Raw genomic sequence first — 20,459 nt, forward strand, 5'->3', positions numbered from 1 at the left:
TATGTCCTTTACCTCGAAACACCTCGACGCCATCGAGCGCGCCATTGCGCGTGGCGAAAAGACCGTGCGCTACAGCGACCGAACGGTGGAATACCGTGACGTTGATGAGCTGCTCCGCGCGCGTGAAGAAATCCGCAGTTCGCTCTCCAGCGCTGCCGGCCCACGCTCGCGGGTTGTGCGGCTCAGTCATGGAGGCAAGGGTATCTGATGGCTCGACAATTCCCGGCGCTTTCACGTAGCGGATTCTTGCTGCCATCGAACATCAAGGCCAGCTACGAAGGCGCCGGGGAGGGTCGCCGATCTGCTAGCTGGGACGCCACCGACGATGGTATCAACAGCATCAACACCCCGGCGTTACGCAACCTGCGTGCCCGCTCACGGGCGGCGGTGCGCAATGACCCGTATGCGGCCAACGCCATCAACAAACGCGTCAGCAACCTGATCGGCACCGGCATCACGCCACGCCCAAAGTTAAAAGACGAAGAGCTGCGCAACCTGCTGCAGGAATTGTGGGACGACTGGGCCGACGAGTCGGATGCCGACGGTCTCTGCGACTTTTACGGCCAGCAGGCGCTAGTGGCTCGCACCGTGGAAACGGCAGGTGAATGTTTTGTGCGCTTGCGTCCGCGCAGTCTGGACGATGGTCTGGTGGTGCCTCTGCAGCTGCAGACCCTGGCACCAGAGTTCGTGCCGCACGACAAGTTCGAAATGACCAAGACCGGCAACATCATCCGTGCCGGAATCGAGTTCAACCCGGCCGGCAAGCGCGTGGCCTACTGGATGTACCGCTCGCACCCGCGTGATGCGTCGTCGATCAACAGCGGCTACAACCAACTGGTGCGCGTGCCGGCCAGCCAGGTACTGCACATCTTCGAACCGCTGGAACCGGGGCAGTTGCGCGGCGTGCCGCGTATGTCGCCGGTTCTCAAACGCCTGCGCAGCCTCGATAACTACGACGATGCGGTGCTGTTCCGGCAGGAGGTTTCCAACCTGTTCGCCGGCTTCATCAAGCGCCCGTCGCCGGACATGGGGCAGGTGCCACGCGACCCCGTCACCGGTCAATTGATCACCGCTGACCGCGACGGCTTCACACCTATGGTTGCACTCGAACCCGGCACCATGCAGGAGCTGGGCGCCGGTGAGGAGGTCGAGTTCTCCAAACCACCAGACGCTGGCAACAACTACCCGGACTTCATGCGTCAGCAATTGATGGCCGCAGCGGCCGGTACCGATACGCCTTACGAGATCCTCACCGGCGACATGAAAGGCATCAACGACCGTGCGCTGCGCGTCGTACTCAACGAGTTCCGGCGCCGCCTCGAACAGCTGCAATTCAACGTGTACATCCACCAGCTCTGCCGACCGGTACGCGCGGCCTGGCTAGACATGGCTGTATTGGCCGGTGTGATCGAACTGCCGGACTACGCCAAGCGTCGTCGCGAATTTCTGCGCACGCGTTGGGTGCCGCAAGGCTGGGCTTACATCCAACCGGTGCAGGACGTGCAGGCGCGGATGCTTGAGGTCAATGCCGGGTTCGGTTCGCGCAGTGAGATGTGTCTGCGAACCGGTTACGACTCCGAAACGGTCGACGCGGAAAACGCCGCCGACGCTCAACGTGCCCGCGACTTGGGCCTCAATTACCGAACGCTCGTCGAGATTGATAGTGAACACGACGATCAGGAGAAACCATGAAACCGCCGTTCCCTCTACGAATCTTCAACAAACTGGACGGGCAACTGCCCGTGCAAGACAAACACTGGTACAGCCTCCGGGCCAGCGGTGAAGCCGAGCAGCGCACTATCGAGGTGTACGTCTACGGTGAGATCGGCACCTGGGGTATTACGGCCAATCAGTTCGTGCGTGACCTAGCCGCGCTGGATGACGGTACTTCACCGATTGTAGTGGCGTTCAACAGCATCGGCGGCGACCTGTTCGACGGTCTGGCCATTCATAACGCCCTGTCGCGTCTGGGGGAGCGCTGCACCGGCCGCGTCGATGCCTTGGCTGCAAGTGCCGCGAGCGTTGCAGTCTGTGGCGCTCATCGGGTGGTAGTTGCGGAAAACGCCGCACTGATGATCCACAACCCGTGGACCTACGCCTCAGGTGATGCCGAGGATATGCGCAAGGTAGCGACCGCCCTGGATCAGGCGCTGGAGCTCATCATCACAGCCTACAAGGCCAAGGCGCCGGATATCGACGAGGTTGAGTTACGGCGCCTGGTCAATGCAGAAACCTGGCTGACGGCTCGCGAAGCGGTGGCCCTCGGATTGGCCGATGAAGTCGGCGACGGTGTGCAAATCAAGGCGTGTCTGGGGCAGGGCACGGTCATGCAGAAATACCAGCGCACGCCCCAGGCGCTGCTGGATCTGCTCAACGAGCCCACGAAACCGACCGAGCCGGTGGTCGACCAACCTGAGCCATCGGCGCCTGGTGCGGATGCGGCGGCGCTGGCTCTGCTGATCACCCAGTCATGCACCCAGGCCGGTATCAGTAACTTGATCGAACCGCTGATTGCAGCGACCAAGCTGGTTGACGAAGCGACTGTGCAGGCTGCGATCACCCAGGCCAAGTCGATCCGCGATCTGTGCGTTGCCGCCCGGCTGCCAGAGTTTGCGGTGGAGTTTGTACAGGCCGGACTGGACACCGGTGCCGTGCGTGCGCGGCTTTTCGACAAGGTCGTCGGAAAAGGCGGGGGCTTCGAGATCGACAACAGTCTGCCGCAGAACGAAGACCCGGCTCCCAAAATTCAAGCCAAACAACCCGATCCGCCGTCGATTTGGGCGGCACGTCAGGCCGCTCAATCTCAAGCATTTAAAGGAGTAAGACCATGACTATCAAACGCGAACCGATGCATGCAGGTGAGTTCCTGCTTTCCGAGGGCGCCGGGACCATCTCGCGAGAAGCAATCAACGTCGCTGCCGGTCACGCACTGGCGCCTGGTCAGATCCTCGGCCGGGTGACCGCGACTAGTGAGTTCGCCCCGTACAACCCTACCGCCGAAGACGGCACGGAAAACGCCATCGCCATTCTCTACGGCCCGCTTGGTGAGTCGGATGTCGTTCGTCGCGGTCGCGCCGTGGTGCGGTTGGCCGAAGTAAGCGAAGCACACCTCACCGGCCTGGATCTGGCCGCCGAGAAAGCACTCGCCACTCATTTCGTGATCGTCCGCTAAGTCGATCCTTTTTTATATGCCTCCCGCCGCGTGCGGGATTTTTCGTTTCTGGAGAGTACCCATGGCCGATATCGCCATTTTTGACGACGAAGCTTTCAGCGTCGACTCGCTGACCGCTGCACTCAATGATCAACCTTACCTGCCGGGACGCATCAGCGCCCTGGGCCTGTTTCGCGAAGAAGGCATCACCACCCTGACCGTGCAGATCGAGAAGGACGGCGACACCCTGGCCCTGGTGCCGGCCGGTGAGCGTGGTACGTCCGGCCTGGTGGTCGCTGCCAGCAAGCGCAACCTCATCCCGTTCAACACCGTGCACCTGCCGGAACGTTTCACGATCAAGGCGGATGAGATCCAAGGCATCCGCGCCTTCGGCACTCGCACTGAGCTACAAGCGGTGCAGGACGTGGTCAATGCCCGGCTGGCTAAGGCGCGGCGCCAGTTGGACGCCACCCACGAATTCCAGCGCATGGGCGCACTGAATGGCCAGATCCTCGACGCCGACGGCAAAACCGTACTGCTGGATCTCTATGATCGCTTCGGTGTGGATCGCCAAAAGATGTCCATGGGACTGGCGGATGCGGGCACTGAGCTGCGGGTCAAGTGCGGTGAGGCGCTGGACATGCAGGAAGACGCGCTCGGCAGCGTGACCAGCACCGGTTCTCGCGCCTTCTGCGGCAAGAACTTCTGGAACAAGCTGATCGTTCACAAATCGGTCAAAGAGACCTACCTCAACAGTCAGCAGGCAGCGGCTCTGCGCGGTGATGCTCGTGAAAGTTTCGAGTTCGGCGGCATCATCTGGGAGCGCTACCGTGGCAAGGTGGCCGGCGTGTCGTTCGTGCATGACGACAAGGCACTTCTGATCCCTGAAGGCGTGCCGGATCTGTACATCTCGGTGTTTGCGCCGGCTGACTACATGGAAACGGTCAACACCCAGGGCATCCCGTACTACAGCATGATCGAGCCGCTGCCCTTCAACAAAGGTATGGCCGGTGAAGCTCAGTCCAACCCGCTGCACCTGTGCACTCGACCGCGCGCCCAGATCCTGCTGGAACTCTGACCATGGGCTTTCGCGATCTGATCGCCGAAGTCGACGCGGTGGTGTTCGAAACGCTGGGCGACACCGCACGGATCGAGGGTCGCGAAGAGCCAGTGCTCGGCATGTTTGCCGCGCCCTGGCTGCAACCCAAGTTCGGCAAGCTCAACACCGGTTTGCGCGAGCCGCGCTTCGAGATCCGCGTCAGCGATTCGCAAGGTCTGGAGCAGGGCATGCTGGTCAGCGTCGAGTTACCTGCCTTGGATGGTGGCGGTGACTACGACCTGCTGCAACTGGAGCCAAGCGGCGACGGCCTGGTCGCCCTGATTCTGAGGTTACGGCCATGAGCGTAGGCAGCTATTTCAAACCCTCGGCCGGGGGCGGGATGATCTCTATCCAGTCCTCGGCCGCAGATTTTCAGGCGTTCCAGGACTTTGCAAAGGTGGTACCGAAAGCGGCTGCGGCGGCGCATCGGCGCGCGATCAACAAGACGTTGGGCTGGTTGCGCACGCACATCGCCCGAGCGGTCAGCAGGTCAGAGCGCATCGCTGTTGCAGCGGTGCGTCAGCGGTTGCGCAGCTATCCGGTTTCCGGCGGTGCCGCGAGCGGCAAGCTGTGGTTCGGGTTGAACGCCATCGAATCCAGCCGGATCGGCCGGGCGCGGCAAACCGGCAGCGGTGTGTCGGTGGCGGGGCGGCGTTACCAAGGGGCTTTCCTCAAGAAAGTCTATGGCAACAAACCCGACATCTGGATCCGCACAGCCAGCAAGCATTTCAACGGGGACGATTACCCGAACAGCACGGTGTCACCTGGTCGCGGGCCGAGTTCGGGTTGGGTCGCCGAAAACGGCAGTCGTTTCCCGCTGGCCAAGGCCAAGGTGTCGCTGGAGCAAGCCCGACCGCACTTTGAAAGCTGGGTAAAAAAAGCGGATGAGCGCCTGCTGGAGATCCTCAAGCAGGAACTCAACTTTGAGCTGCAGAAATACCTTAAGAGGATCGGCAATGTCTGACGAACCGTTCAGCCTGGACCAGCTTTATCGGGCGGTAGAACAGCATCTGCGTACCCACTTGCCTGGCGTGCAGGACGTCACAGCCTGGCCAGACATTAAGGATCGCGTGTTGCTGCCAGCGGTGTTTCTGGAGGTGGCCGAGATCGAGCCGGGTACCGATATCGGCACCGGCGAAACCTCGCTGGTCTGCAAGTTCGAGGCTCGGATCATTGTTGACCCGATCAAGCCGCACCATCATCAACAGGCCGTGCAATTGGCGACCCAGTTGGCGGTGCTGCTGCGTGCGCAGACGTGGGGGTTGGCAGTTGAACCCGCCGAGTTTGTGCAATCGCTGCAGGACTGGACGCAGCCGCACCTGGATGGATACACCGTGTGGCTGGTGGAGTGGACTCAGCAAGTCTATCTCGGCCCGGAGGAATGGCTTTGGCCTGACGAACCGCCGGGTATGTTGCTCATTGGATTCAACAACGACGTCAAAGAGGATTTTGTCCCTGCGGAGGATGTGTGAGTAGCTACGCGAGTGCCCAGCACGACCGCATGATTGCGGGGGCGGTAAAGGCTTGCTACGTGGTCGCGGTAGATCTGTCCGCATCCCCGCCAGTGTGCAGGGTATCTGATGGTGAGTGGACCAGCGCCTGGGTGCGCTGGCACAGCATCGCGGCGGGAAAGGCCAGGCACTGGCGGGCGCCGTCCATGGGCGAGCAGGGCAGTTTGATCAGTCCCAGCGGTGACGTGTCACAAGGCACGTTTGTCCCGGGCCTTTACGGGAATGCCGGACCGCCACCGGACAACCGTGACCACGTCGAGGTCTGGCGTTTCGATGATGGCGGCTCGCTGGTCTACGACTGGCAGGCCAAGAGCTACAGCATCACTCTGCCGAGCGGGGCGGTGACCATCAAAGTGGCCAGCACGGAAGCGGTGGTAACCGATAGCGCGGTGAACGTGACCACCGGCAACATCAATCTGAAAGCAGCGGTGATGATCGAAGGCGCGCTGCACGTTACCAAGGGCATCACCAGCGCCGGCGCAATCATTGATGCCACCGGCAACAGCAATCACCACACGCATTAATTCATTCAAAACAGCCCGCCCAGTGCGGGCTTTTTCATGCCTGGAGAAATACATGGCCAAGATCGATACGACCGTCACTGAGGCGCAAGCGTCCTCTGAACCAGTAATTGCATCCTCAATGTTCTCATCGCCGGAGTTCTTGACATTCCGCGACAAGGTTTACACGTCGCGACTGTTGATCGTGCCCGGAACTGACCGTTCCTATCCGGTCGAGAAGGCGACGGTCGTTGTGCCGGCCTCCGACATCGAAGCGGTCAAGTTCCTGAAAGCCAGCGAAGAATACGAGCCGTTCAAGGAGTGACATAGATGATCGGAATGGATCGCCATACCGGCCAACCCATTTCCGGCATCGAGCATTTGCGCCAATCCATCGCAGATATTTTGGGCACGCCGCTGGGCAGTCGCCGGCACCGTATGGAGTACGGCAGCAAGCTGCGCCGGTTTGTCGATTTGCCCGTTAACGAGGGCTGGAAAAGCGCCGTCCAGGCTGAAGTCGCCCGCGCTCTAGGGCGCTGGGAGCCGCGTTTGAAGCTGGATCAGGTGCGCGTCATTTCCGTCATTGGCGGGCAAATCAATATGCAAATCGTCGGGAAGTACCTGGGCGACAGCGTCACGTTGGAGGTGGCCGTATGAGTACCGTTGATCTGTCGTCGTTGCCGGCACCGACCGTGTTGGAGCCTCTGGACTTCGAAGAGGTTTATCAGGATGGGTTGGGCGTGTTTCGCGGGTACATGGGTGGCAACTGGACGGCTGCGCTGGAAAGCGATCCAGTGGTCAAGACGCTTGAGGTTGGGGCTTATATCAAGGTCGGCAACCGCGCCCGGGTCAATGACGCGGGCAAGGCGCTACTGCTCGCGCATGCCATTCGCGGTGACCTCGATCAGTTGGGGGCTAACGTCAATCTGAAGCGCCTGGTTATCCAGGCCGAGGATCTGCTGGCGGTGCCGCCGGTGCCTAAAGTCATGGAAGAAGACGACCCGTTTCGCGAACGCATCCAGTTGGCCTATGAGGGCTTGACCACAGCCGGCCCGCGTAACAGCTACATCTTGCACGCGCGTAACGCCTCGGGGCTGGTGGCGGATGCCACGGCTGAAAGCCCGAAACCTTGTCACGTTACGGTAACGGTGCTGGGGCTGGACGGGGAAGGGGAAGCACCGCCGGAGCTGCTGGCGACGGTGGCCGCTGCGTTGAATGACGAAGACGTGCGGCCGGTCGGTGATCGGGTGACCGTGCAGAGTGCGCAGGTGATCCGCTACGAGATTGACGCCATCTTGCATATGGCCGGCGCCGGCCCGGAAGCGGATGCCAGTTTGGCCGAAGCGAAAAGCCGATTGGCCGGCTGGATCAATCCACGCAAGCGGCTGGGCGTCGAGGTCGCACGCTCCGCTGTTGACGCTCAGTTGCACGTTGCCGGCGTTGCCCGAGTTGAGTTGGTTGGATGGCAGGACTTGGCCCCGACCAAGGGTCAGGCGGCGTTCTGTACGCGCTACAGCGTGAGGCTGGCGGGCTGATATGAAAAGTCTACTGCCGCTCAATAGCACGCATCTGGAACGGGCCATGGAGGCCGCGTTTTTCGAAAAGACGATTGTCCCGCTGCGCGACCTCTACAACCCCGACACCTGTCCGGTGCATCTGCTGCCGCATCTGGCGTGGGCGTGGTCAGTGGATCGCTGGGATTACCGGTGGACTGAGGCGACCAAGCGCGCGGCCATTAAGGCGTCGTTCTACATCCACAAGCACAAGGGCACCATCGGCGCATTGCGCCGCGTGGTCGAGCCGCTGGGCTACCTGATCGAAATCGTCGAGTGGTTCCAGACGGTGCCCGAGGGTGTGCCGGGCACTTTCGCGCTGAAGGTTGGCGTTCTCGACACCGGTATCACCGAGGAAATGTATCAGGAGCTTGATCGCCTGATCGACGACGCCAAGCCCGTCACCCGGCACCTGACCGGGCTGGCCATCAGCCTCGAAACTCAAGGCAATTTAGATATCGCCGTGTCCGTCTACGAAGGCGACGAAATCGACGTTTACCCACCCGTCATGCGTGACATCGAGGTCACCGGCAGCTTTGGCGTGATCGGTCGCGAACACACCATAGACACCCTGGACGTTTATTATGATTGATGCGAATTCGCAGTTTTTCGCGATCCTCACGAACGTGGGGATGGCTAAGCAGGCGAACGCCGACGCGCTCGGCATTGCCTGGAAACTCACGGAAATGGGCGTTGGAGATGCCAACCCGGGCGGGCTGGCTGATCCGCCAAATCCGATTCCGTCGGCCGCTCAGACCAAGTTGCTCAACGAGTGGCGGCGCAAGCCGTTGAATCAGCTACGGGTTGACCCGGTCAACTCGGCGGTGATCATCGCCGAGCAGATCATTCCCGCCGATGAGGGCGGTAAGTGGATTCGCGAAATCGGCCTCTACGATGCCGACGGCGACCTGGTCGCGGTGGCCAACTGCGCGCCGAGTTTCAAGCCGTCGCTGTCGCAAGGCTCGGGGCGCACGCAAGTTGTGCGGATGAACTTCGTGGTCACCAGTGCCGGCAACATCACGCTAAAGATCGATCCGGCAGTGGTGCTGGCGACCCGCGAGTATGTCGATTCGCGCATTCTGGAAGAGCTGAGCAAGCTCGACATTAAGCAGTCGGTGCGCGTGGCTACCACGGCCAACATCAATCTGGTTGGCTTGCAGACGATTGATGGTGTCGCGCTGGCCGCCGGTGATCGAGTGCTGGTGAAAAACCAGAATGCCGCCAAGGACAATGGCCCCTATGTGGCAGCGGTTGGCGCCTGGGCGCGGGCCAAGGATGCCGACAACAACACGAAGATGACGCCGAATCTGACGGTGGCCGTCGAGGTTGGTGCGACGCAAGCCGACACGATCTGGCAACTGGTGACCGATGGCGTGATTGTCGTGGGCACCACGGCGCTGACATTCAAGGACATCACCGACGGATTTGCCCGGCTGATGTCGCCAAGTTTTGCCGGGAATCCCACTGCGCCGACACCTGCGCGATCCGACGTCAGCAAGTCGATAGCGACTACCGAGCATGTCAAGCTGCGAGGCGTCGAGTACGCGAATTTTACTTCGAACGGGGCCAGCCTGGCGCTCACGGCGGCCCATGTCGGCGGCTTCCATAGTTTTTCTGGCTCTGCGCAGCTCACGGCAACGTTGCCGACTGCAAGTGGCTTGACGCAGGGCGCGACCATCACGCTTGCCTGTACGGTATCAGGCGGGCTTAAAGTTCTGCCAGCCGAAGGCGATCAGCTTTATACGCCGGATTTTGTGTTCGGGCCGGTGGTGTTGGCGCAGGGCGACACGGCTGAATTTATCCGCCTAGATGGCCAGTGGCGCATGAGCGGCGGTAGTGCGGCGATACCCTATGCAGGTGTTATGGCGGCGCCGAACTTCTCGACTCGGCCGCAATTTGACGACACCAAGGCGCTGGCCACGACGGGGTTTGTGAGAAGGGCGGGCGGAAGTTTCAGCGGGCAAACGAACATCAATACGGCTAACGCCGGTTTAACTTCTGCAATGGCGGGGAATCGGATTGTGGCCAGCGTGTCCGGTGCACTGACGCTTCCAGTGTTGTCCACCATTCCTGTCGGGACAAAGTTTTATATCCAAAACTCGTCACCGGGGGAGGTGGTGATCAACCGACAAGGTACGGATGTCATTGTGGCGTTAGCCAATACCTTGACCAGCATCACTATTTCGCAGCAGTCAGTGGGTGTTTTGGCGCGCGGGGAATCTAACTGGGTTTTTGAGGAGGGGCCGGCGGCTCTCAAGTACTCCACGGAATTTGCGTCTAGTATCGGCGCGTCAGGTTGGGCGCGGCGGCCGGACGGGCTGATCGAGCAGTGGGGCGTCGGTGTCACAGATGCCAACGGTTATGTTTATGTGTCTTATCCGCGTGCATTTACCAAGGGTGTGCGGAATGTGACGCCGGTGCATCTTGGCTCCGCCCCCCTGCTGCATGCGGTTATGGACGTCGGGTTTACCTTGCAGGGTTGCAGAATTCTCGTAAAAAACTCGGCGGGTGGTGCTTCGGCAAATTGGCAAGTTTTTTGGCGTGCTTTGGGGGATTGAACATGGAAAAGATTATTTACTTCAGTCCGTCGACCTGTGGCGCATATGAGCCGGCGTTTCACGGTGGTGATATGCCCGAGGACGTGGTCGAGGTGGCCGAAAGTGTTTGGCTGGGCTTGCTTGCTGAACTGGAGAGCCAGCCAAAAAAAATGTCGTCGCGACCTGATGGCCAGCCGGTGCTGATTGATCCGCCGCCGCTCGATTCTGACGAGCAGGCGGGTGTCGAGCGGGCTTGGCGTGATGCGCAATTGGCGCTGTCCGATCCGCTGGTTTCTCGACACCGCGACGAGATCGAGGAAGGCGGTTTGACCTCGATCACGGCCGAGCAATATACCGAGCTGCAAGCCTACCGCCGGCAGTTGCGCGACTGGCCGCAAGGCTCGCAATTCCCGTTTGTCGAACACCGGCCGCCGGCGCCGACCTGGCTGTCAGCACAACCCGACTAAACGCCCCGCACCGACGTGGCGTTTTTCATTTCGTTACGCGTAACACCAACACCCTCACAGCCTCGCTTATGCGGGGCTTTTTCGTATCTGGAGATTGGACTTTATGAGTTTCTTTCACGGCGTCACCACCACTGATGTCAAGACGGGGGCGCGCACCATCTCGCTGCCGTCTTCGTCGATTATCGGCCTGTGCGCCACCTTCACCCCGGGCATTCTCGGCGGCGGTACGGCGAAGGCCGGCGAACTGAAGTTGATCACCACCGAGCGCGAATCCATTGCCGCCTTCGGCGCCGATTCGGCTATCACCAAGGCCTGTCAGGCGATCTTCGTCAAAGCCAAGGCCGTGATCGTCGCTATCGGTGTGGCCAAGCTGGAAGACGCCGCGCTGCAGACCTCGGCGATCATCGGCGGTGTTCTGGAGTCGGGTCAGCGTACTGGCTTGCAGGCGCTGCTCGATGGTAAGAGCCTGTTCAACGCGCAGCCGCGGCTGTTGATCGCGCCGGGCCATACGGCGATTCAGGCGGTGGCCACTGCGCTCGACAGCGTGGCGCAGAAGCTGCGCGCTATCGGCATCATCGACGGCCCGGGTACGACCGACGAGGCCGCGATTGCCTACGCCGAGAACTTCGGCAGTCGGAACCTGTTCATGGTCGACCCGGGCGTCAAGTATTGGGACACCGTCACCAGTTCGACGGTCGACGCGCCCGGCTCGGCTTGGGCAGCAGGCCTGTTTGCGTGGACGGATGCTGAGTACGGTTTCTGGGCCTCGCCATCGAACAAGGAACTGACCGGCATCACCGGCACCGGCCGCGCGGTCGAGTACCTGGACGGCGACGAGACTTGCCGGGCCAACCTGCTCAACAACGCCAATATCACCACGATCATTCGCGATGACGGTTACCGCCTGTGGGGCAACCGCACGCTGTCGAGCGATCCGAAGTGGGCCTTCGTTACTCGCGTTCGCACGCTGTTCATCCTCATGGATGCGGTGCAGGCCGGGCACAAATGGGCGGTCGACCGCTCGATCACCAAGACCTACGTGGCCGATGTCACCAACGGTCTGGATGCGTTCATGCGCGACCTGAAAGCCCAGGGCGCGATCATCAACTTTGAAGTATTCCCCGACACCGAACTGAATACGGCCAGCCAGATCGCCCAGGGCAAGGTGTATTGGCGCATCCGTTTCACCGACGTGCCGCCGGCAGAAAACCCGAATTTCCTTTTCGAAGTCACCGATCAGTGGATGACCGAAGTGCTTGAAGCAGCCTAAGGGGGCGTAGCAAATGATTCCTCAGACTTTGTACAACACCAACCTGTTCGTCGACGGCGTGAACTTCTCCGGCGACGTGCCGAGCATGACGCTGCCCAAGCTGACCACCAAGACCGACGAATATCGTGGCGGCGGCATGGCCGGCCCCATCGATATGGATCAGGGGCTGGAAAAAATGGAAGCCTCGTTTGTCACCAAGGGCGTGCGCCGCGAGTCGCTGAAGTACTTCGGTCTGGCCGATGGCACGGCGTTCAACGCCACGTTCCGAGGTGCCTTCAGAGGTCACAAGGGCGCGGTGACAGCGGTCGTTGCCACCCTGCGCGGTCGCCTCAAAGAGGTCGATCTCGGTGACTGGAAAGCCGGTGATGCGGCCGAGATCAAACACGCCGTTTCGGTCACGTACTACAAGCTCGAAATCGATGGGCGCCTGATGTACGAAATCGACATGGTCGCCGGCATTCAGGTGATCGACGGCACAGACCAACTGCTCGAAGTGCGCAACGCGCTCGGCCTGTAAGGAATAGATCCAGATGACTCAAGCAATCGCTAAAAACCTGCCGGCCTGGCTGTCGCTAAGTGCAATCGGTGCCGTCGTAACGCTGACCCGTCCCAGTCAAGCAAACAGCGTCGACGTTGAGGCGTTGACCCTGCGTGCCCCGACCGTGCGTGCGGTACGCGCGGCCGACCGCGCCGCCAATGGCGACGACGAACAGCGCGAGCTGATGCTGTTCGCCGGTCTGGCTGAAGTCGGGCTGAAGGATCTTGAAGGCCTCAAGATGGCCGACTATCGCCGCGTGCAGGCGGCGTATACGCACCTGGTGCCTAAAACCGATTATTCGGACTCGATGCCGGCATGGTTGTCGCTGACGACCGATCAGGTGGTGGTGACGTTTTCGTGTCCGAGCGAAATCAACGGCGTGACCGTCGACAAGCTGGCCTTGCGCTCCCCTACTGTGGGCGACGTGCGTGCCGCCAACCGTGAGGTCAGTGGCGACGATGAGCAGCGCGAGCTGGTGTTGTTTGCGGCGCTGTCCGGGGCGTCGGTGGCGGATCTGGAGGGGCTGAAGCTGGTGGATTTTAACCGCTTGCAGGCCGGCTATTTTCGCATGGACAACGACGACGGGCTTTAACCCCAGCGTTATCAAGTCGGCGGCGAAACGTCTGGCGGCGGAAACCGGATTTTCCGCCGCTGAGATCCAGTCGATGCCGTTCGCGGATATGGTGTGGTGGCTCACGGATTGAGCCGCTTTGGGTAGTGCTGGGCACATGGGGGCCATCACATGGCAAACAAAATCGCCCTCGGGCTGGTGATCGGCGGCGCCGTCAGTTCGACCGTCGGCGCCGCGTTCAAGGATGTGACCGGGCGCATCAAGCGCCTCGAGGCAGAAGGCAACAAAGCGCGTGTGCTGCAGCGCACGATTGGCGACACCATCCGCCTGCGCGAAGAATGGAAGAAGGCTCACGACACCGGCGCGGCCGGTGCGTCCAAATTACTCAACCGTTTGAACTCAAACCTCGACAGCCTGAAAAAGCAGGGGATCGAGGTCGGTCGGCTGGAAAAAGCCTATCGCTCCATGGGGCAGACGGCCAACAAAGCCGAGCTGAAAGCCAAGGGGCATCAGCAGATTGATTCGGGCGTAAAGGGCATGAAGGGCGCCGTCGGTGCGGCGGTGGTCGGTGTCGGTGCTCTGGCAGTGCCGACCAAGGTCAGCGCTGATTTTGGCGCGATTGTGCGAGATATCGCGATCAAGGCCGGCATTGCCAACAAGCCGCAAGAGCAGGAGATGTCGCGCAAGATCATCGACACCTCACGCGACACCGGCATGGCGCGTAACGATGTGGCCGACGTGGTCAATCAGTTGGTCGGCGCCGGTATGGACCTGAGCAAGGCGCTCGAGTACGCACCGGTCGCGGCCAAGTTTGTCGTGGGGCAGGGATCCAGTGGTGTCGACACGGCGAAGATGATCAACGCCCTGGGACAGAACGCCAAAATCACCGACCCCAAGCAGATGCAGCAGGCGCTGGAGGCGATCGCCTACCAAGGTCAGGCGGGCAGCTTTGAAGCGGCTGATATGGCCAAGTGGTTCCCGGAGTTGCTGGCTAACATGGCCAGCAACGGCATCACCGGCTTGGATGCGGTGACGCAATTGGGCGCCATGTTGCAGGTCCAGATGAAGCAGGCCGGCAGTTCGGACGAAGCGGCCAACAACCTGAAAAACTGGATGGGTAAAATCGGCTCGACCGACACGGTCAAGGCCTACGAAAAAGCCGGTATTGATTACAAGGGATCGATGCAGACCGGTTTGCAAAACGGTATGTCGACGCTCGAAACCAGTATGGCGCTGGCTCAGAAGTACATTCAGGCGACCGATCCGAAGCGTGCGGCGGCCATGGCCGAAGCGACGTCGAAAATCAGCAAGGAAGCGGATCCTGAAAAGGCCAAGGCCATGATGGCCTCGCTGGAAGAATCCCTGCGCACCGGCGACCTGTTCGCTGACATGCAGGTCAAGGCCGCGCTGTCGGCCTACATGCAGAACAAGGCGCTGTACAGCCAGCTTAAAAACGATTCGCGTGACGCAACCGGGATCCTCGATAAAAACCTCGCCGAGCGGCGTGAGTCGTCGTCGCAGAAGTGGGCCGAAATGGCTCAGTCGATGGATGACGCCATGCGCAGCATCGGCGATGCCCTGCGGCCGGTGACGGACACCGTGGCCGAGTCGTTGACCAAGGTTACCAAAGGCATTACGTCGCTGACGGATAGCGCGCCCGGGGTAGTTGCCGGTGTCGCCACGGTCGGGGCGGGACTGATCGCCTTAAAAGGTATCTTCAGTACGATCAAAATCAGTAAGGGGCTGCTAAACCTTGCACGCGGTTCGCGCGGTGGCAGGAGAGAAAGAGACGCTGGCAATCAAAAGCCCGGAGAACTTGATCTAGTCGCGACTGGCCTGGATGTTGTTTCGCGGGTGAAGGACGCGGCAACGGGCGGCGGCCTTGGCACTGAAACTGGCGCAGGTAACGACGGCGTCAAAAAGGTTTTCGTCGTCAACGCCGGTGCTATGGGGGGTGGTGTGGATGCGTCGGGTGAATCGCGTCGACGTGGACGCGGATCAAAGCGAAGCGCTCGGCGTCGGCCGTTGCCGAGTCCGAGAGGTCCACGTCAGTCTGTGCCACGTCCGTCTGTTTCGGTTTCACGCTCACCTGTTCCGGCTCCGCTTCCCCCTGTACTGGTTTCACAGGCTGTTGCTCCGGCTCCGCGTCCCCCTGTGCCGGTTTCACAGGCTGTTGTTCCGGCTCCGCGTCCCTCTGTGCCGGTTTCACGCCCTGCTGTTCCGGTTCCGCGCATGCCTATTCCGCCGGTGCCACCTGTCCCAGCCGGGACGATGGCCAAGCTGGGCGGGGTCGCGCAAGCCGTTGGCAAGGTCGGCAAGGTAGCCAAGGTCATTCCTGGTGGCACGCTGCTGGAGTCCGGCGCGATGGCGCTTGAAACCTTTCAAAACGCCAAGACCAAGGATGAAAAGGCTGAGGGTTATGGCGCGGCCGCTGGCAATCTCGCCGGCACCATGGCCGGTGCAGCAGCAGGCGCGGCCATTGGTTCGGTTGTGCCGATTATCGGCACGGCCATCGGCGGCTTGATCGGCGCCTATCTGGGCAGTCAGGGCGGTGCTGCGTTGGGCGGATCTTTGGGTAAGTCGCTGTTCGGTGGCGAGGATGAAAAGCCCGAGGAAAAGCCAAAGGCGCCCGTGCCGACCACGCCGCTCATGATGGCGTCAGCGGCGCAGCAAGGCCCGGTGCTGGGAGATGTCGCACGCTCGATGGCGGTGACGGCGCCACTCAAGTCGGCAGCGCTGGCGATCCAACCCAAGGAGCCAGAAAAGCCGGTACCGGCTAAGGTCGATCAGCAGTTTCAATACTCGCTAAGCATGCCGGTGACTGTGCAGGGTGATGTCAAAGACCCGCAAGCATTGGCGCAAGATCTGATGCCGCACATGCAGCGAATGATGGCGGACGCGGCGAAGAGTAACGCTGCCAAGCTGTACGACGAACCCCATCTGTAAGGAGGTTTCATGGCTTACATGGAGCAGATGCAATCAAGTCTGAAGTATCTGGTGGAGGCGGCGGAAACCGGGCGGCGCAGCGCGGATGGCATGCTGAGCCCGGTCAACGGTGCTATCCGCGAACTGACCGGTGCCGCGTCCGAGCTGGAGAGCATCCCGTTTGTCGGGCCGGCCATCGGCGCCAAACTTCAGCGGGTAATGCGCGGCGTCGGTGCGGCTCAAGCCAAGGTCGGTCAAGTGGTGGCGGTGTACGGTCGCGCCACTCGGGCGGCCGCCGAGGTGCAGGAGCGGCTAGGGACGTTGAAGGAACAGGCGGGCAAGGCGGCCACGGCGATCAACAACGTCGCCGGCAAAGTCAGCCCGGCGCTGGCCAACATCGTGCCCACCAGTTCCTTTGCCGTGGATGCCACGCCGGCGCCGGAGGCGGTGAAGCCGTTCCCGCACCTGATGATCATTCAGCCGCGCGATCCGAAGATTGAGCCGTATTACTTCAACTTGGACACGGCGGCCTTTGATGAGCTGAGCCGTTCGACCGAATTCCGCTGGGCTTCGCAGGAGCGCTTGACGCGTAGGCCGGCGAAGCAGGCCATCGGTATGGGCGATGAAAAGTTGACGCTCAAGGGCACGATCTACCCGGGCTTCAAAGGCGGTTTAAAGCAGCTCGACACGCTGCGTTCCATCGGGGCCAGGCTTCAACCGCTGACCTTGACCACGGGGTATGGCGAGGTGATCGGAACGTGGTGCCTAAAGACGATCAACGATGAACAGGGCGCGTTTTTGCACGGCGGGATTCCCCGCAAAATGGGGTTCACTCTGGAGTTTGAGCGCTATGGCGACGACATGCAGGACGTCTGACGGCGACATGCTCGATGTCATTTGCAACAACGTTTACGGCCATCTGAATGGCAGCGTCGAGGCTGTGCTTGATGCCAATCAGGGGCTGGCTGATGAGCCTCAGCCGTTCCGGTCGGGCGTGATCATCGTCCTGCCGGATCTGCCCAGCCCGACTAGTGAGGGCGTCAGCCTGTGGGATTGACCCGGGGCGATGCCTTCGCCGGCGCCGTGTAGCGTTACGCCTAACGACGCCTTGTTTTTTTTGGCCCGCCTTGTGCGGGTTTTTTATTGGGAAAAATCCATGACCCCGATGTTTCGTATTGTCGCCGATGGCGCCGATGTCACGGCCAAGATCAATGATCGGCTGTTGTTGCTGCGCACTTCTGACAAGCCGGGCATGGAGTCGGACGAGTTTGAGTTGCGTATCGACGACCGTGACGGGCAAGTGCAATTGCCACGGCGTGGCAGCTCAATTGAGATCTACCTGGGATATGCCGAAACGAGCTTAGCGCGCATGGGCAGTTACACCGTCGACACGGTCGAGGTGTCAGGCCCGCCGGACACCATCGTGATCAAGGGCAAGGCCAGCGACGTGCGTGGCAGTGGCAAAACCATCCGTAGCGGAAGCTGGGAAAACGTGCCGCTGTCGAAGATCGTGGCTGACGTCGCCGCGCGCAATGGCTGGACGCCGGTGTGTCCGGTGTCGACCAAGGTCGCCCGCGTCGACCAGCTCAACGAGTCCGATTTTAATTTTATCACCCGGCTGGCCAAACAGTACGACTGCACGGCCAAGGTCGCCGACGGCAAGCTATTGGTGATGCCGCGCCAAGGTGGCCAGACGGCCAGCGGTGAGGCGTTTGGCGCTGTAACCCTGACCCGTCGCGACCTCAGTCGCTGGCAATTCAGCCTAGGCGATCGCAACTCACACAAGGCGGTTGCGACTAAGCATCAGGACAAGAAGAACGGCAAGCTCCAGGTCGTAACCATCGACAACGACGACACCCCGGACGGTCTGCCGGCGGTGCATACCGATCGCCATATCTACCCGAACAAGACCGCTGCTGAAGCGGCGGCCAAGGCCCGTCTGTCAGCGTTCAATCGCTCGACCGCCGATGTGCGGCTTGAGATGCCCGGCCGGACGGACATCTTTGCCGAGCGGCCGATTCTCGCCCAGGGCTTCAAGGTCGGGCTTGATGGCGAGTATCTGGCGGACTCGGTGGAGCAGGTGTTCACCCAATCCGGCTGGTCGACCACGGTCGAATGTAATGCCGGCAAAGCTGGTAAATCCAAGGACAAGAAAAAGAAAGAGGCTAAAGCACCGCTTAAGGTGGTGAACATCGAGAAGCAGTAACCGCATCCTATCGCCGCCTGAGTGCGGTTTTTTTATGTCTGGAGTTTGTATGTCCATCACTGAACAACAGCTGCAAAGAATTATGCCCAACGCCCGCCGCCAAGCGGGCGTTTTTGTATCCGCCCTCAACGCAGCCATGGCTCATCGGCAGATCAACACACCGAAACGCCAAGCCGCGTTTCTGGCGCAAGTTGGTCACGAGTCGGGTCAGCTGCAGTACGTCCGGGAACTGGGCGGCGAGCAGTACCTGAGCAAATACGACACCGGCAACCTGGCTGCAAAACTGGGCAACACGCTGGCAGTAGATGGTGATGGTCAGCGCTATCGCGGTCGTGGCCTGATCCAGGTCACCGGCCACGACAATTACCTACGCTGCAGCTTGGCGCTGTTCAGTGATGAGCGATTGCTGCGCACGCCTGAACTGCTGGAGCTGCCGCAATGGGCCGCCGAGTCGGCCGCATGGTTCTGGTCGGTGAATGGGCTGAACGCATTGGCCGATCAAAACGAATTCAACACGATCACCCGCAGGATTAACGGCGGTCTCAATGGCCTGCAGGATCGACTGGAGTTGTGGGGGCGGGCGAGGGCCGTGTTATGCGTCTCGACGAACTGATCCCGACACCGTATCGGTTGGTGGCCAAGGGCGTGCTACTAGCCGTCTTAGTCGGTGGTTCTGCCGCCACCACCTGGCGAGTGCAGGACTGGCGTTATGGCAGCCAGCTCGCCGAACAGAGTCGCTTGCACACTGAAACCCTCAATCGGTTGGCCCAAGCCACGTCCGAGCAACAGCGTGCCGAGCAGAACAAGCGCCTTGCGCTCGAGCAGCGTCTGGCAACCAGTGAACAAACCCATTATCGAGCCTTGAGTGATGTCCAACGTGATCAAGGTCGCCTGCGCGACCGTCTTGCCACTGCTGATCTGCGCCTGTCAGTCCTACTCGATGCCACCACCGGCGCCGGCAACGGATCGCTGTCAGCCTCCACCGCCACCGGCACCGGCAGCGTGGTTCATGGCCCCACAAGAGCCGAACTTGACCCAACGCATGCTCAACGAATTATCGGCGTCACCGATGACGGCGACCGGGGGCTAATTGCCCTCGCTGCCTGTCAGGCATACGCCAAAGAAGTCTCAACACCGAAGTGAAAAAGAGCGGCCGGTCCGGATGCGTCAACATCCGGATCGACCGCCGTCCCTGCAGAATGTCCCTGCAAGTCCAGCCAAGGCTCTTGCTCCGTGCACAAAGCGCGGCGAGCCTAGCACCTGTTTATCCATACAGTAAAGGTCTTGCTCTCAATGTCTACACCCATCATCCCTTGGATGGGCGGCAAACGCCGCCTGGCCGACCGCCTCATTCCCCTTTTTCCTCCACACGAATGCTACGTTGAAGTCTTTGCCGGCGGTGCCGCGCTCTACTTCATGAAACCCCAGCCATCGCCGGTCGAAGTCCTGAACGACATCAACGGCGACCTGGTCACGCTTTACCGCGTCGTGCAGAACCACCTTGAAGAATTTGTGCGCCAATTCAAATGGGCGCTCAGCTCGCGGCAAGTGTTCGAATGGCAGAAAATGACCCGCCCCGAAACTCTCACCGACATCCAGCGCGCCGCCCGATTCTTCTACCTGCAGCACCATGCCTTTGCCGGCAAGGTCACGGGTCAGACTTTCGGGACGGCGACGACTGCCCCGGCCATCAACCTGCTGCGAATCGAGGAAAACCTCTCGGCTGCGTGGCAGCGCCTGTCCGGCACCTACGTCGAAAACCTCCCCTGGCTTGAATGCGCAGAACGCTACGACCGTCCTCACACCTTCCACTACATGGATCCGCCTTACTGGCAGACCGCCGGGTACGGCGTGGACTTTCCGTTCGAGAACTACGAACTGATGGCCGACTTCATGCGCCGCTGCAAAGGCAAGGTGATGGTCAGCATCAACGATCACCCTGACATCCGTCGCGTTTTCGAGAGTTTCCATTTCGAAACTTTAGGCATCTGCTACAGCAGCGCTAACACCCGTCATGGCAGATCTCAATTGAGTGGAGAGTTAGTGGTAATGAACTGGGATCCGAAATCGCTCGCCTGCCTATTTTAGTGTGGTAGCGGTATCCTGTCTGATGGCAGGATAGGACTGAAGA

Annotated in this window: 25 protein-coding genes and 1 pseudogene; all 26 read left to right on the plus strand. The window is 60.8% G+C overall.

What is annotated here, in order from left to right:
• Nucleotide 1: 1 nt before the first annotated feature.
• The 26 genes and pseudogenes from AC0Z4S_RS02080 to AC0Z4S_RS02205 all read left to right on the plus strand — a co-directional run bounded on the left by AC0Z4S_RS02080 (nucleotide 2) and on the right by AC0Z4S_RS02205 (nucleotide 20,416).
• Nucleotides 2-208 carry a phage head-tail joining protein gene (locus AC0Z4S_RS02080; RefSeq protein WP_401167538.1) on the plus strand — a complete coding sequence of 69 codons (207 nt, stop codon included), beginning with the start codon at nucleotides 2-4 and terminating at the stop codon, nucleotides 206-208.
• Nucleotides 208-1,692: a phage portal protein gene (locus AC0Z4S_RS02085; protein WP_485621849.1), complete on the plus strand. Its 1,485-nt coding sequence runs from the start codon at nucleotides 208-210 to the stop codon at nucleotides 1,690-1,692. The genes AC0Z4S_RS02080 and AC0Z4S_RS02085 overlap by 1 nt, the downstream gene beginning before the upstream one ends.
• Nucleotides 1,689-2,831, plus strand: a complete 1,143-nt coding sequence (locus AC0Z4S_RS02090; protein ID WP_485621850.1) for a head maturation protease, ClpP-related — start codon at nucleotides 1,689-1,691, stop codon at nucleotides 2,829-2,831. Before AC0Z4S_RS02085 ends, AC0Z4S_RS02090 begins: the two co-directional genes overlap by 4 nt.
• The gene (locus AC0Z4S_RS02095) at nucleotides 2,828-3,172 is read left to right on the plus strand and encodes a head decoration protein (protein ID WP_485621851.1); all 345 of its coding nucleotides are present in this window, start codon (nucleotides 2,828-2,830) and stop codon (nucleotides 3,170-3,172) included. The genes AC0Z4S_RS02090 and AC0Z4S_RS02095 overlap by 4 nt, the downstream gene beginning before the upstream one ends.
• Nucleotides 3,173-3,233: 61 nt before the next feature.
• On the plus strand, nucleotides 3,234-4,229 hold the full coding sequence (locus AC0Z4S_RS02100; RefSeq protein ID WP_485621852.1) for a major capsid protein: 996 nt from the start codon (nucleotides 3,234-3,236) through the stop codon (nucleotides 4,227-4,229).
• A 2-nt stretch (nucleotides 4,230-4,231) separates the two neighbouring features.
• On the plus strand, nucleotides 4,232-4,552 hold the full coding sequence (locus AC0Z4S_RS02105) for a head-tail joining protein (RefSeq protein ID WP_485621853.1): 321 nt from the start codon (nucleotides 4,232-4,234) through the stop codon (nucleotides 4,550-4,552).
• Complete coding sequence (locus AC0Z4S_RS02110) at nucleotides 4,549-5,214, plus strand: hypothetical protein (RefSeq protein ID WP_485621854.1); 666 nt, start codon at nucleotides 4,549-4,551, stop codon at nucleotides 5,212-5,214. Before AC0Z4S_RS02105 ends, AC0Z4S_RS02110 begins: the two co-directional genes overlap by 4 nt.
• The gene (locus AC0Z4S_RS02115) at nucleotides 5,207-5,722 is read left to right on the plus strand and encodes a hypothetical protein (protein WP_485621855.1); all 516 of its coding nucleotides are present in this window, start codon (nucleotides 5,207-5,209) and stop codon (nucleotides 5,720-5,722) included. Before AC0Z4S_RS02110 ends, AC0Z4S_RS02115 begins: the two co-directional genes overlap by 8 nt.
• Before the next feature lie 29 nt (nucleotides 5,723-5,751).
• Entirely contained in the window at nucleotides 5,752-6,285 is a 534-nt protein-coding gene (locus AC0Z4S_RS02120) for a phage baseplate assembly protein V (protein WP_485622098.1), read from the plus strand.
• 52 nt (nucleotides 6,286-6,337) lie between these two features.
• On the plus strand, nucleotides 6,338-6,586 hold the full coding sequence (locus AC0Z4S_RS02125; RefSeq protein ID WP_485621856.1) for a hypothetical protein: 249 nt from the start codon (nucleotides 6,338-6,340) through the stop codon (nucleotides 6,584-6,586).
• 5 nt (nucleotides 6,587-6,591) lie between these two features.
• A complete protein-coding gene (locus AC0Z4S_RS02130; protein ID WP_485621857.1) occupies nucleotides 6,592-6,918 on the plus strand; it encodes a GPW/gp25 family protein in 327 nt (108 codons plus the stop codon).
• Nucleotides 6,915-7,796 (plus strand): baseplate assembly protein, encoded by an 882-nt coding sequence (locus AC0Z4S_RS02135; protein WP_485621858.1) that lies wholly within the window; start codon nucleotides 6,915-6,917, stop codon nucleotides 7,794-7,796. Before AC0Z4S_RS02130 ends, AC0Z4S_RS02135 begins: the two co-directional genes overlap by 4 nt.
• A 1-nt stretch (nucleotide 7,797) precedes the next feature.
• Complete coding sequence (locus AC0Z4S_RS02140) at nucleotides 7,798-8,406, plus strand: phage tail protein I (protein ID WP_485621859.1); 609 nt, start codon at nucleotides 7,798-7,800, stop codon at nucleotides 8,404-8,406.
• On the plus strand, nucleotides 8,399-10,372 hold the full coding sequence (locus AC0Z4S_RS02145; RefSeq protein WP_485621860.1) for a phage tail protein: 1,974 nt from the start codon (nucleotides 8,399-8,401) through the stop codon (nucleotides 10,370-10,372). The genes AC0Z4S_RS02140 and AC0Z4S_RS02145 overlap by 8 nt, the downstream gene beginning before the upstream one ends.
• Before the next feature lie 71 nt (nucleotides 10,373-10,443).
• Nucleotides 10,444-10,818: a tail fiber assembly protein gene (locus AC0Z4S_RS02150; protein WP_485621861.1), complete on the plus strand. Its 375-nt coding sequence runs from the start codon at nucleotides 10,444-10,446 to the stop codon at nucleotides 10,816-10,818.
• A 103-nt stretch (nucleotides 10,819-10,921) separates the two neighbouring features.
• Nucleotides 10,922-12,088, plus strand: coding sequence for a phage tail sheath subtilisin-like domain-containing protein (locus tag AC0Z4S_RS02155; protein ID WP_485621862.1), 1,167 nt, complete (start codon nucleotides 10,922-10,924; stop codon nucleotides 12,086-12,088).
• A gap of 13 nt (nucleotides 12,089-12,101) precedes the next feature.
• A complete protein-coding gene (locus AC0Z4S_RS02160) occupies nucleotides 12,102-12,605 on the plus strand; it encodes a phage major tail tube protein (protein ID WP_210699652.1) in 504 nt (167 codons plus the stop codon).
• Between the two features lie 13 nt (nucleotides 12,606-12,618).
• Nucleotides 12,619-12,909 (plus strand): annotated as a pseudogene (locus AC0Z4S_RS02165) (phage tail assembly protein); the annotation flags it as partial.
• Between the two features lie 24 nt (nucleotides 12,910-12,933).
• Nucleotides 12,934-13,218, plus strand: a complete 285-nt coding sequence (locus tag AC0Z4S_RS02170) for a phage tail assembly protein (RefSeq protein WP_485622099.1) — start codon at nucleotides 12,934-12,936, stop codon at nucleotides 13,216-13,218.
• 150 nt (nucleotides 13,219-13,368) lie between these two features.
• Nucleotides 13,369-16,143, plus strand: coding sequence for a phage tail tape measure protein (locus AC0Z4S_RS02175; protein WP_485621863.1), 2,775 nt, complete (start codon nucleotides 13,369-13,371; stop codon nucleotides 16,141-16,143).
• Nucleotides 16,144-16,152: 9 nt separating this feature from the next.
• Nucleotides 16,153-16,998 carry a phage tail protein gene (locus AC0Z4S_RS02180; protein ID WP_485621864.1) on the plus strand — a complete coding sequence of 282 codons (846 nt, stop codon included), beginning with the start codon at nucleotides 16,153-16,155 and terminating at the stop codon, nucleotides 16,996-16,998.
• Nucleotides 16,973-17,179, plus strand: coding sequence for a tail protein X (locus AC0Z4S_RS02185; RefSeq protein ID WP_064596196.1), 207 nt, complete (start codon nucleotides 16,973-16,975; stop codon nucleotides 17,177-17,179). Before AC0Z4S_RS02180 ends, AC0Z4S_RS02185 begins: the two co-directional genes overlap by 26 nt.
• A 99-nt stretch (nucleotides 17,180-17,278) precedes the next feature.
• Complete coding sequence (locus AC0Z4S_RS02190; protein WP_485621865.1) at nucleotides 17,279-18,328, plus strand: phage late control D family protein; 1,050 nt, start codon at nucleotides 17,279-17,281, stop codon at nucleotides 18,326-18,328.
• Between the two features lie 49 nt (nucleotides 18,329-18,377).
• On the plus strand, nucleotides 18,378-18,941 hold the full coding sequence (locus AC0Z4S_RS02195; protein ID WP_485621866.1) for a glycoside hydrolase family 19 protein: 564 nt from the start codon (nucleotides 18,378-18,380) through the stop codon (nucleotides 18,939-18,941).
• Nucleotides 18,923-19,471, plus strand: coding sequence for a lysis system spanin subunit (locus AC0Z4S_RS02200; RefSeq protein ID WP_485621867.1), 549 nt, complete (start codon nucleotides 18,923-18,925; stop codon nucleotides 19,469-19,471). Before AC0Z4S_RS02195 ends, AC0Z4S_RS02200 begins: the two co-directional genes overlap by 19 nt.
• A gap of 150 nt (nucleotides 19,472-19,621) precedes the next feature.
• The gene (locus tag AC0Z4S_RS02205) at nucleotides 19,622-20,416 is read left to right on the plus strand and encodes a DNA adenine methylase (RefSeq protein WP_485621868.1); all 795 of its coding nucleotides are present in this window, start codon (nucleotides 19,622-19,624) and stop codon (nucleotides 20,414-20,416) included.
• Nucleotides 20,417-20,459: the final 43 nt, after the last annotated feature.

The sequence above is a fragment of the Pseudomonas sp. 1L-B-1-E-C1 genome, assembly GCF_057291835.1.

Excerpts from the sequence above, each read along its gene's own strand:
- AC0Z4S_RS02080 (WP_401167538.1), top strand. The coding sequence starts at position 2 with ATGTCCTTTACCTCGAAACACCTCGACGCCATCGAGCGCGCCATTGCG.
- AC0Z4S_RS02085 (WP_485621849.1), top strand. The coding sequence starts at position 208 with ATGGCTCGACAATTCCCGGCGCTTTCACGTAGCGGATTCTTGCTGCCA.
- AC0Z4S_RS02090 (WP_485621850.1), top strand. The coding sequence starts at position 1,689 with ATGAAACCGCCGTTCCCTCTACGAATCTTCAACAAACTGGACGGGCAA.
- AC0Z4S_RS02095 (WP_485621851.1), top strand. The coding sequence starts at position 2,828 with ATGACTATCAAACGCGAACCGATGCATGCAGGTGAGTTCCTGCTTTCC.
- AC0Z4S_RS02100 (WP_485621852.1), top strand. The coding sequence starts at position 3,234 with ATGGCCGATATCGCCATTTTTGACGACGAAGCTTTCAGCGTCGACTCG.
- AC0Z4S_RS02105 (WP_485621853.1), top strand. The coding sequence starts at position 4,232 with ATGGGCTTTCGCGATCTGATCGCCGAAGTCGACGCGGTGGTGTTCGAA.
- AC0Z4S_RS02110 (WP_485621854.1), top strand. The coding sequence starts at position 4,549 with ATGAGCGTAGGCAGCTATTTCAAACCCTCGGCCGGGGGCGGGATGATC.
- AC0Z4S_RS02115 (WP_485621855.1), top strand. The coding sequence starts at position 5,207 with ATGTCTGACGAACCGTTCAGCCTGGACCAGCTTTATCGGGCGGTAGAA.
- AC0Z4S_RS02120 (WP_485622098.1), top strand. The coding sequence starts at position 5,752 with ATGATTGCGGGGGCGGTAAAGGCTTGCTACGTGGTCGCGGTAGATCTG.
- AC0Z4S_RS02125 (WP_485621856.1), top strand. The coding sequence starts at position 6,338 with ATGGCCAAGATCGATACGACCGTCACTGAGGCGCAAGCGTCCTCTGAA.
- AC0Z4S_RS02130 (WP_485621857.1), top strand. The coding sequence starts at position 6,592 with ATGATCGGAATGGATCGCCATACCGGCCAACCCATTTCCGGCATCGAG.
- AC0Z4S_RS02135 (WP_485621858.1), top strand. The coding sequence starts at position 6,915 with ATGAGTACCGTTGATCTGTCGTCGTTGCCGGCACCGACCGTGTTGGAG.
- AC0Z4S_RS02140 (WP_485621859.1), top strand. The coding sequence starts at position 7,798 with ATGAAAAGTCTACTGCCGCTCAATAGCACGCATCTGGAACGGGCCATG.
- AC0Z4S_RS02145 (WP_485621860.1), top strand. The coding sequence starts at position 8,399 with ATGATTGATGCGAATTCGCAGTTTTTCGCGATCCTCACGAACGTGGGG.
- AC0Z4S_RS02150 (WP_485621861.1), top strand. The coding sequence starts at position 10,444 with ATGCCCGAGGACGTGGTCGAGGTGGCCGAAAGTGTTTGGCTGGGCTTG.
- AC0Z4S_RS02155 (WP_485621862.1), top strand. The coding sequence starts at position 10,922 with ATGAGTTTCTTTCACGGCGTCACCACCACTGATGTCAAGACGGGGGCG.
- AC0Z4S_RS02160 (WP_210699652.1), top strand. The coding sequence starts at position 12,102 with ATGATTCCTCAGACTTTGTACAACACCAACCTGTTCGTCGACGGCGTG.
- AC0Z4S_RS02170 (WP_485622099.1), top strand. The coding sequence starts at position 12,934 with ATGCCGGCATGGTTGTCGCTGACGACCGATCAGGTGGTGGTGACGTTT.
- AC0Z4S_RS02175 (WP_485621863.1), top strand. The coding sequence starts at position 13,369 with ATGGCAAACAAAATCGCCCTCGGGCTGGTGATCGGCGGCGCCGTCAGT.
- AC0Z4S_RS02180 (WP_485621864.1), top strand. The coding sequence starts at position 16,153 with ATGGCTTACATGGAGCAGATGCAATCAAGTCTGAAGTATCTGGTGGAG.
- AC0Z4S_RS02185 (WP_064596196.1), top strand. The coding sequence starts at position 16,973 with ATGGCGACGACATGCAGGACGTCTGACGGCGACATGCTCGATGTCATT.
- AC0Z4S_RS02190 (WP_485621865.1), top strand. The coding sequence starts at position 17,279 with ATGACCCCGATGTTTCGTATTGTCGCCGATGGCGCCGATGTCACGGCC.
- AC0Z4S_RS02195 (WP_485621866.1), top strand. The coding sequence starts at position 18,378 with ATGTCCATCACTGAACAACAGCTGCAAAGAATTATGCCCAACGCCCGC.
- AC0Z4S_RS02200 (WP_485621867.1), top strand. The coding sequence starts at position 18,923 with ATGCGTCTCGACGAACTGATCCCGACACCGTATCGGTTGGTGGCCAAG.
- AC0Z4S_RS02205 (WP_485621868.1), top strand. The coding sequence starts at position 19,622 with ATGTCTACACCCATCATCCCTTGGATGGGCGGCAAACGCCGCCTGGCC.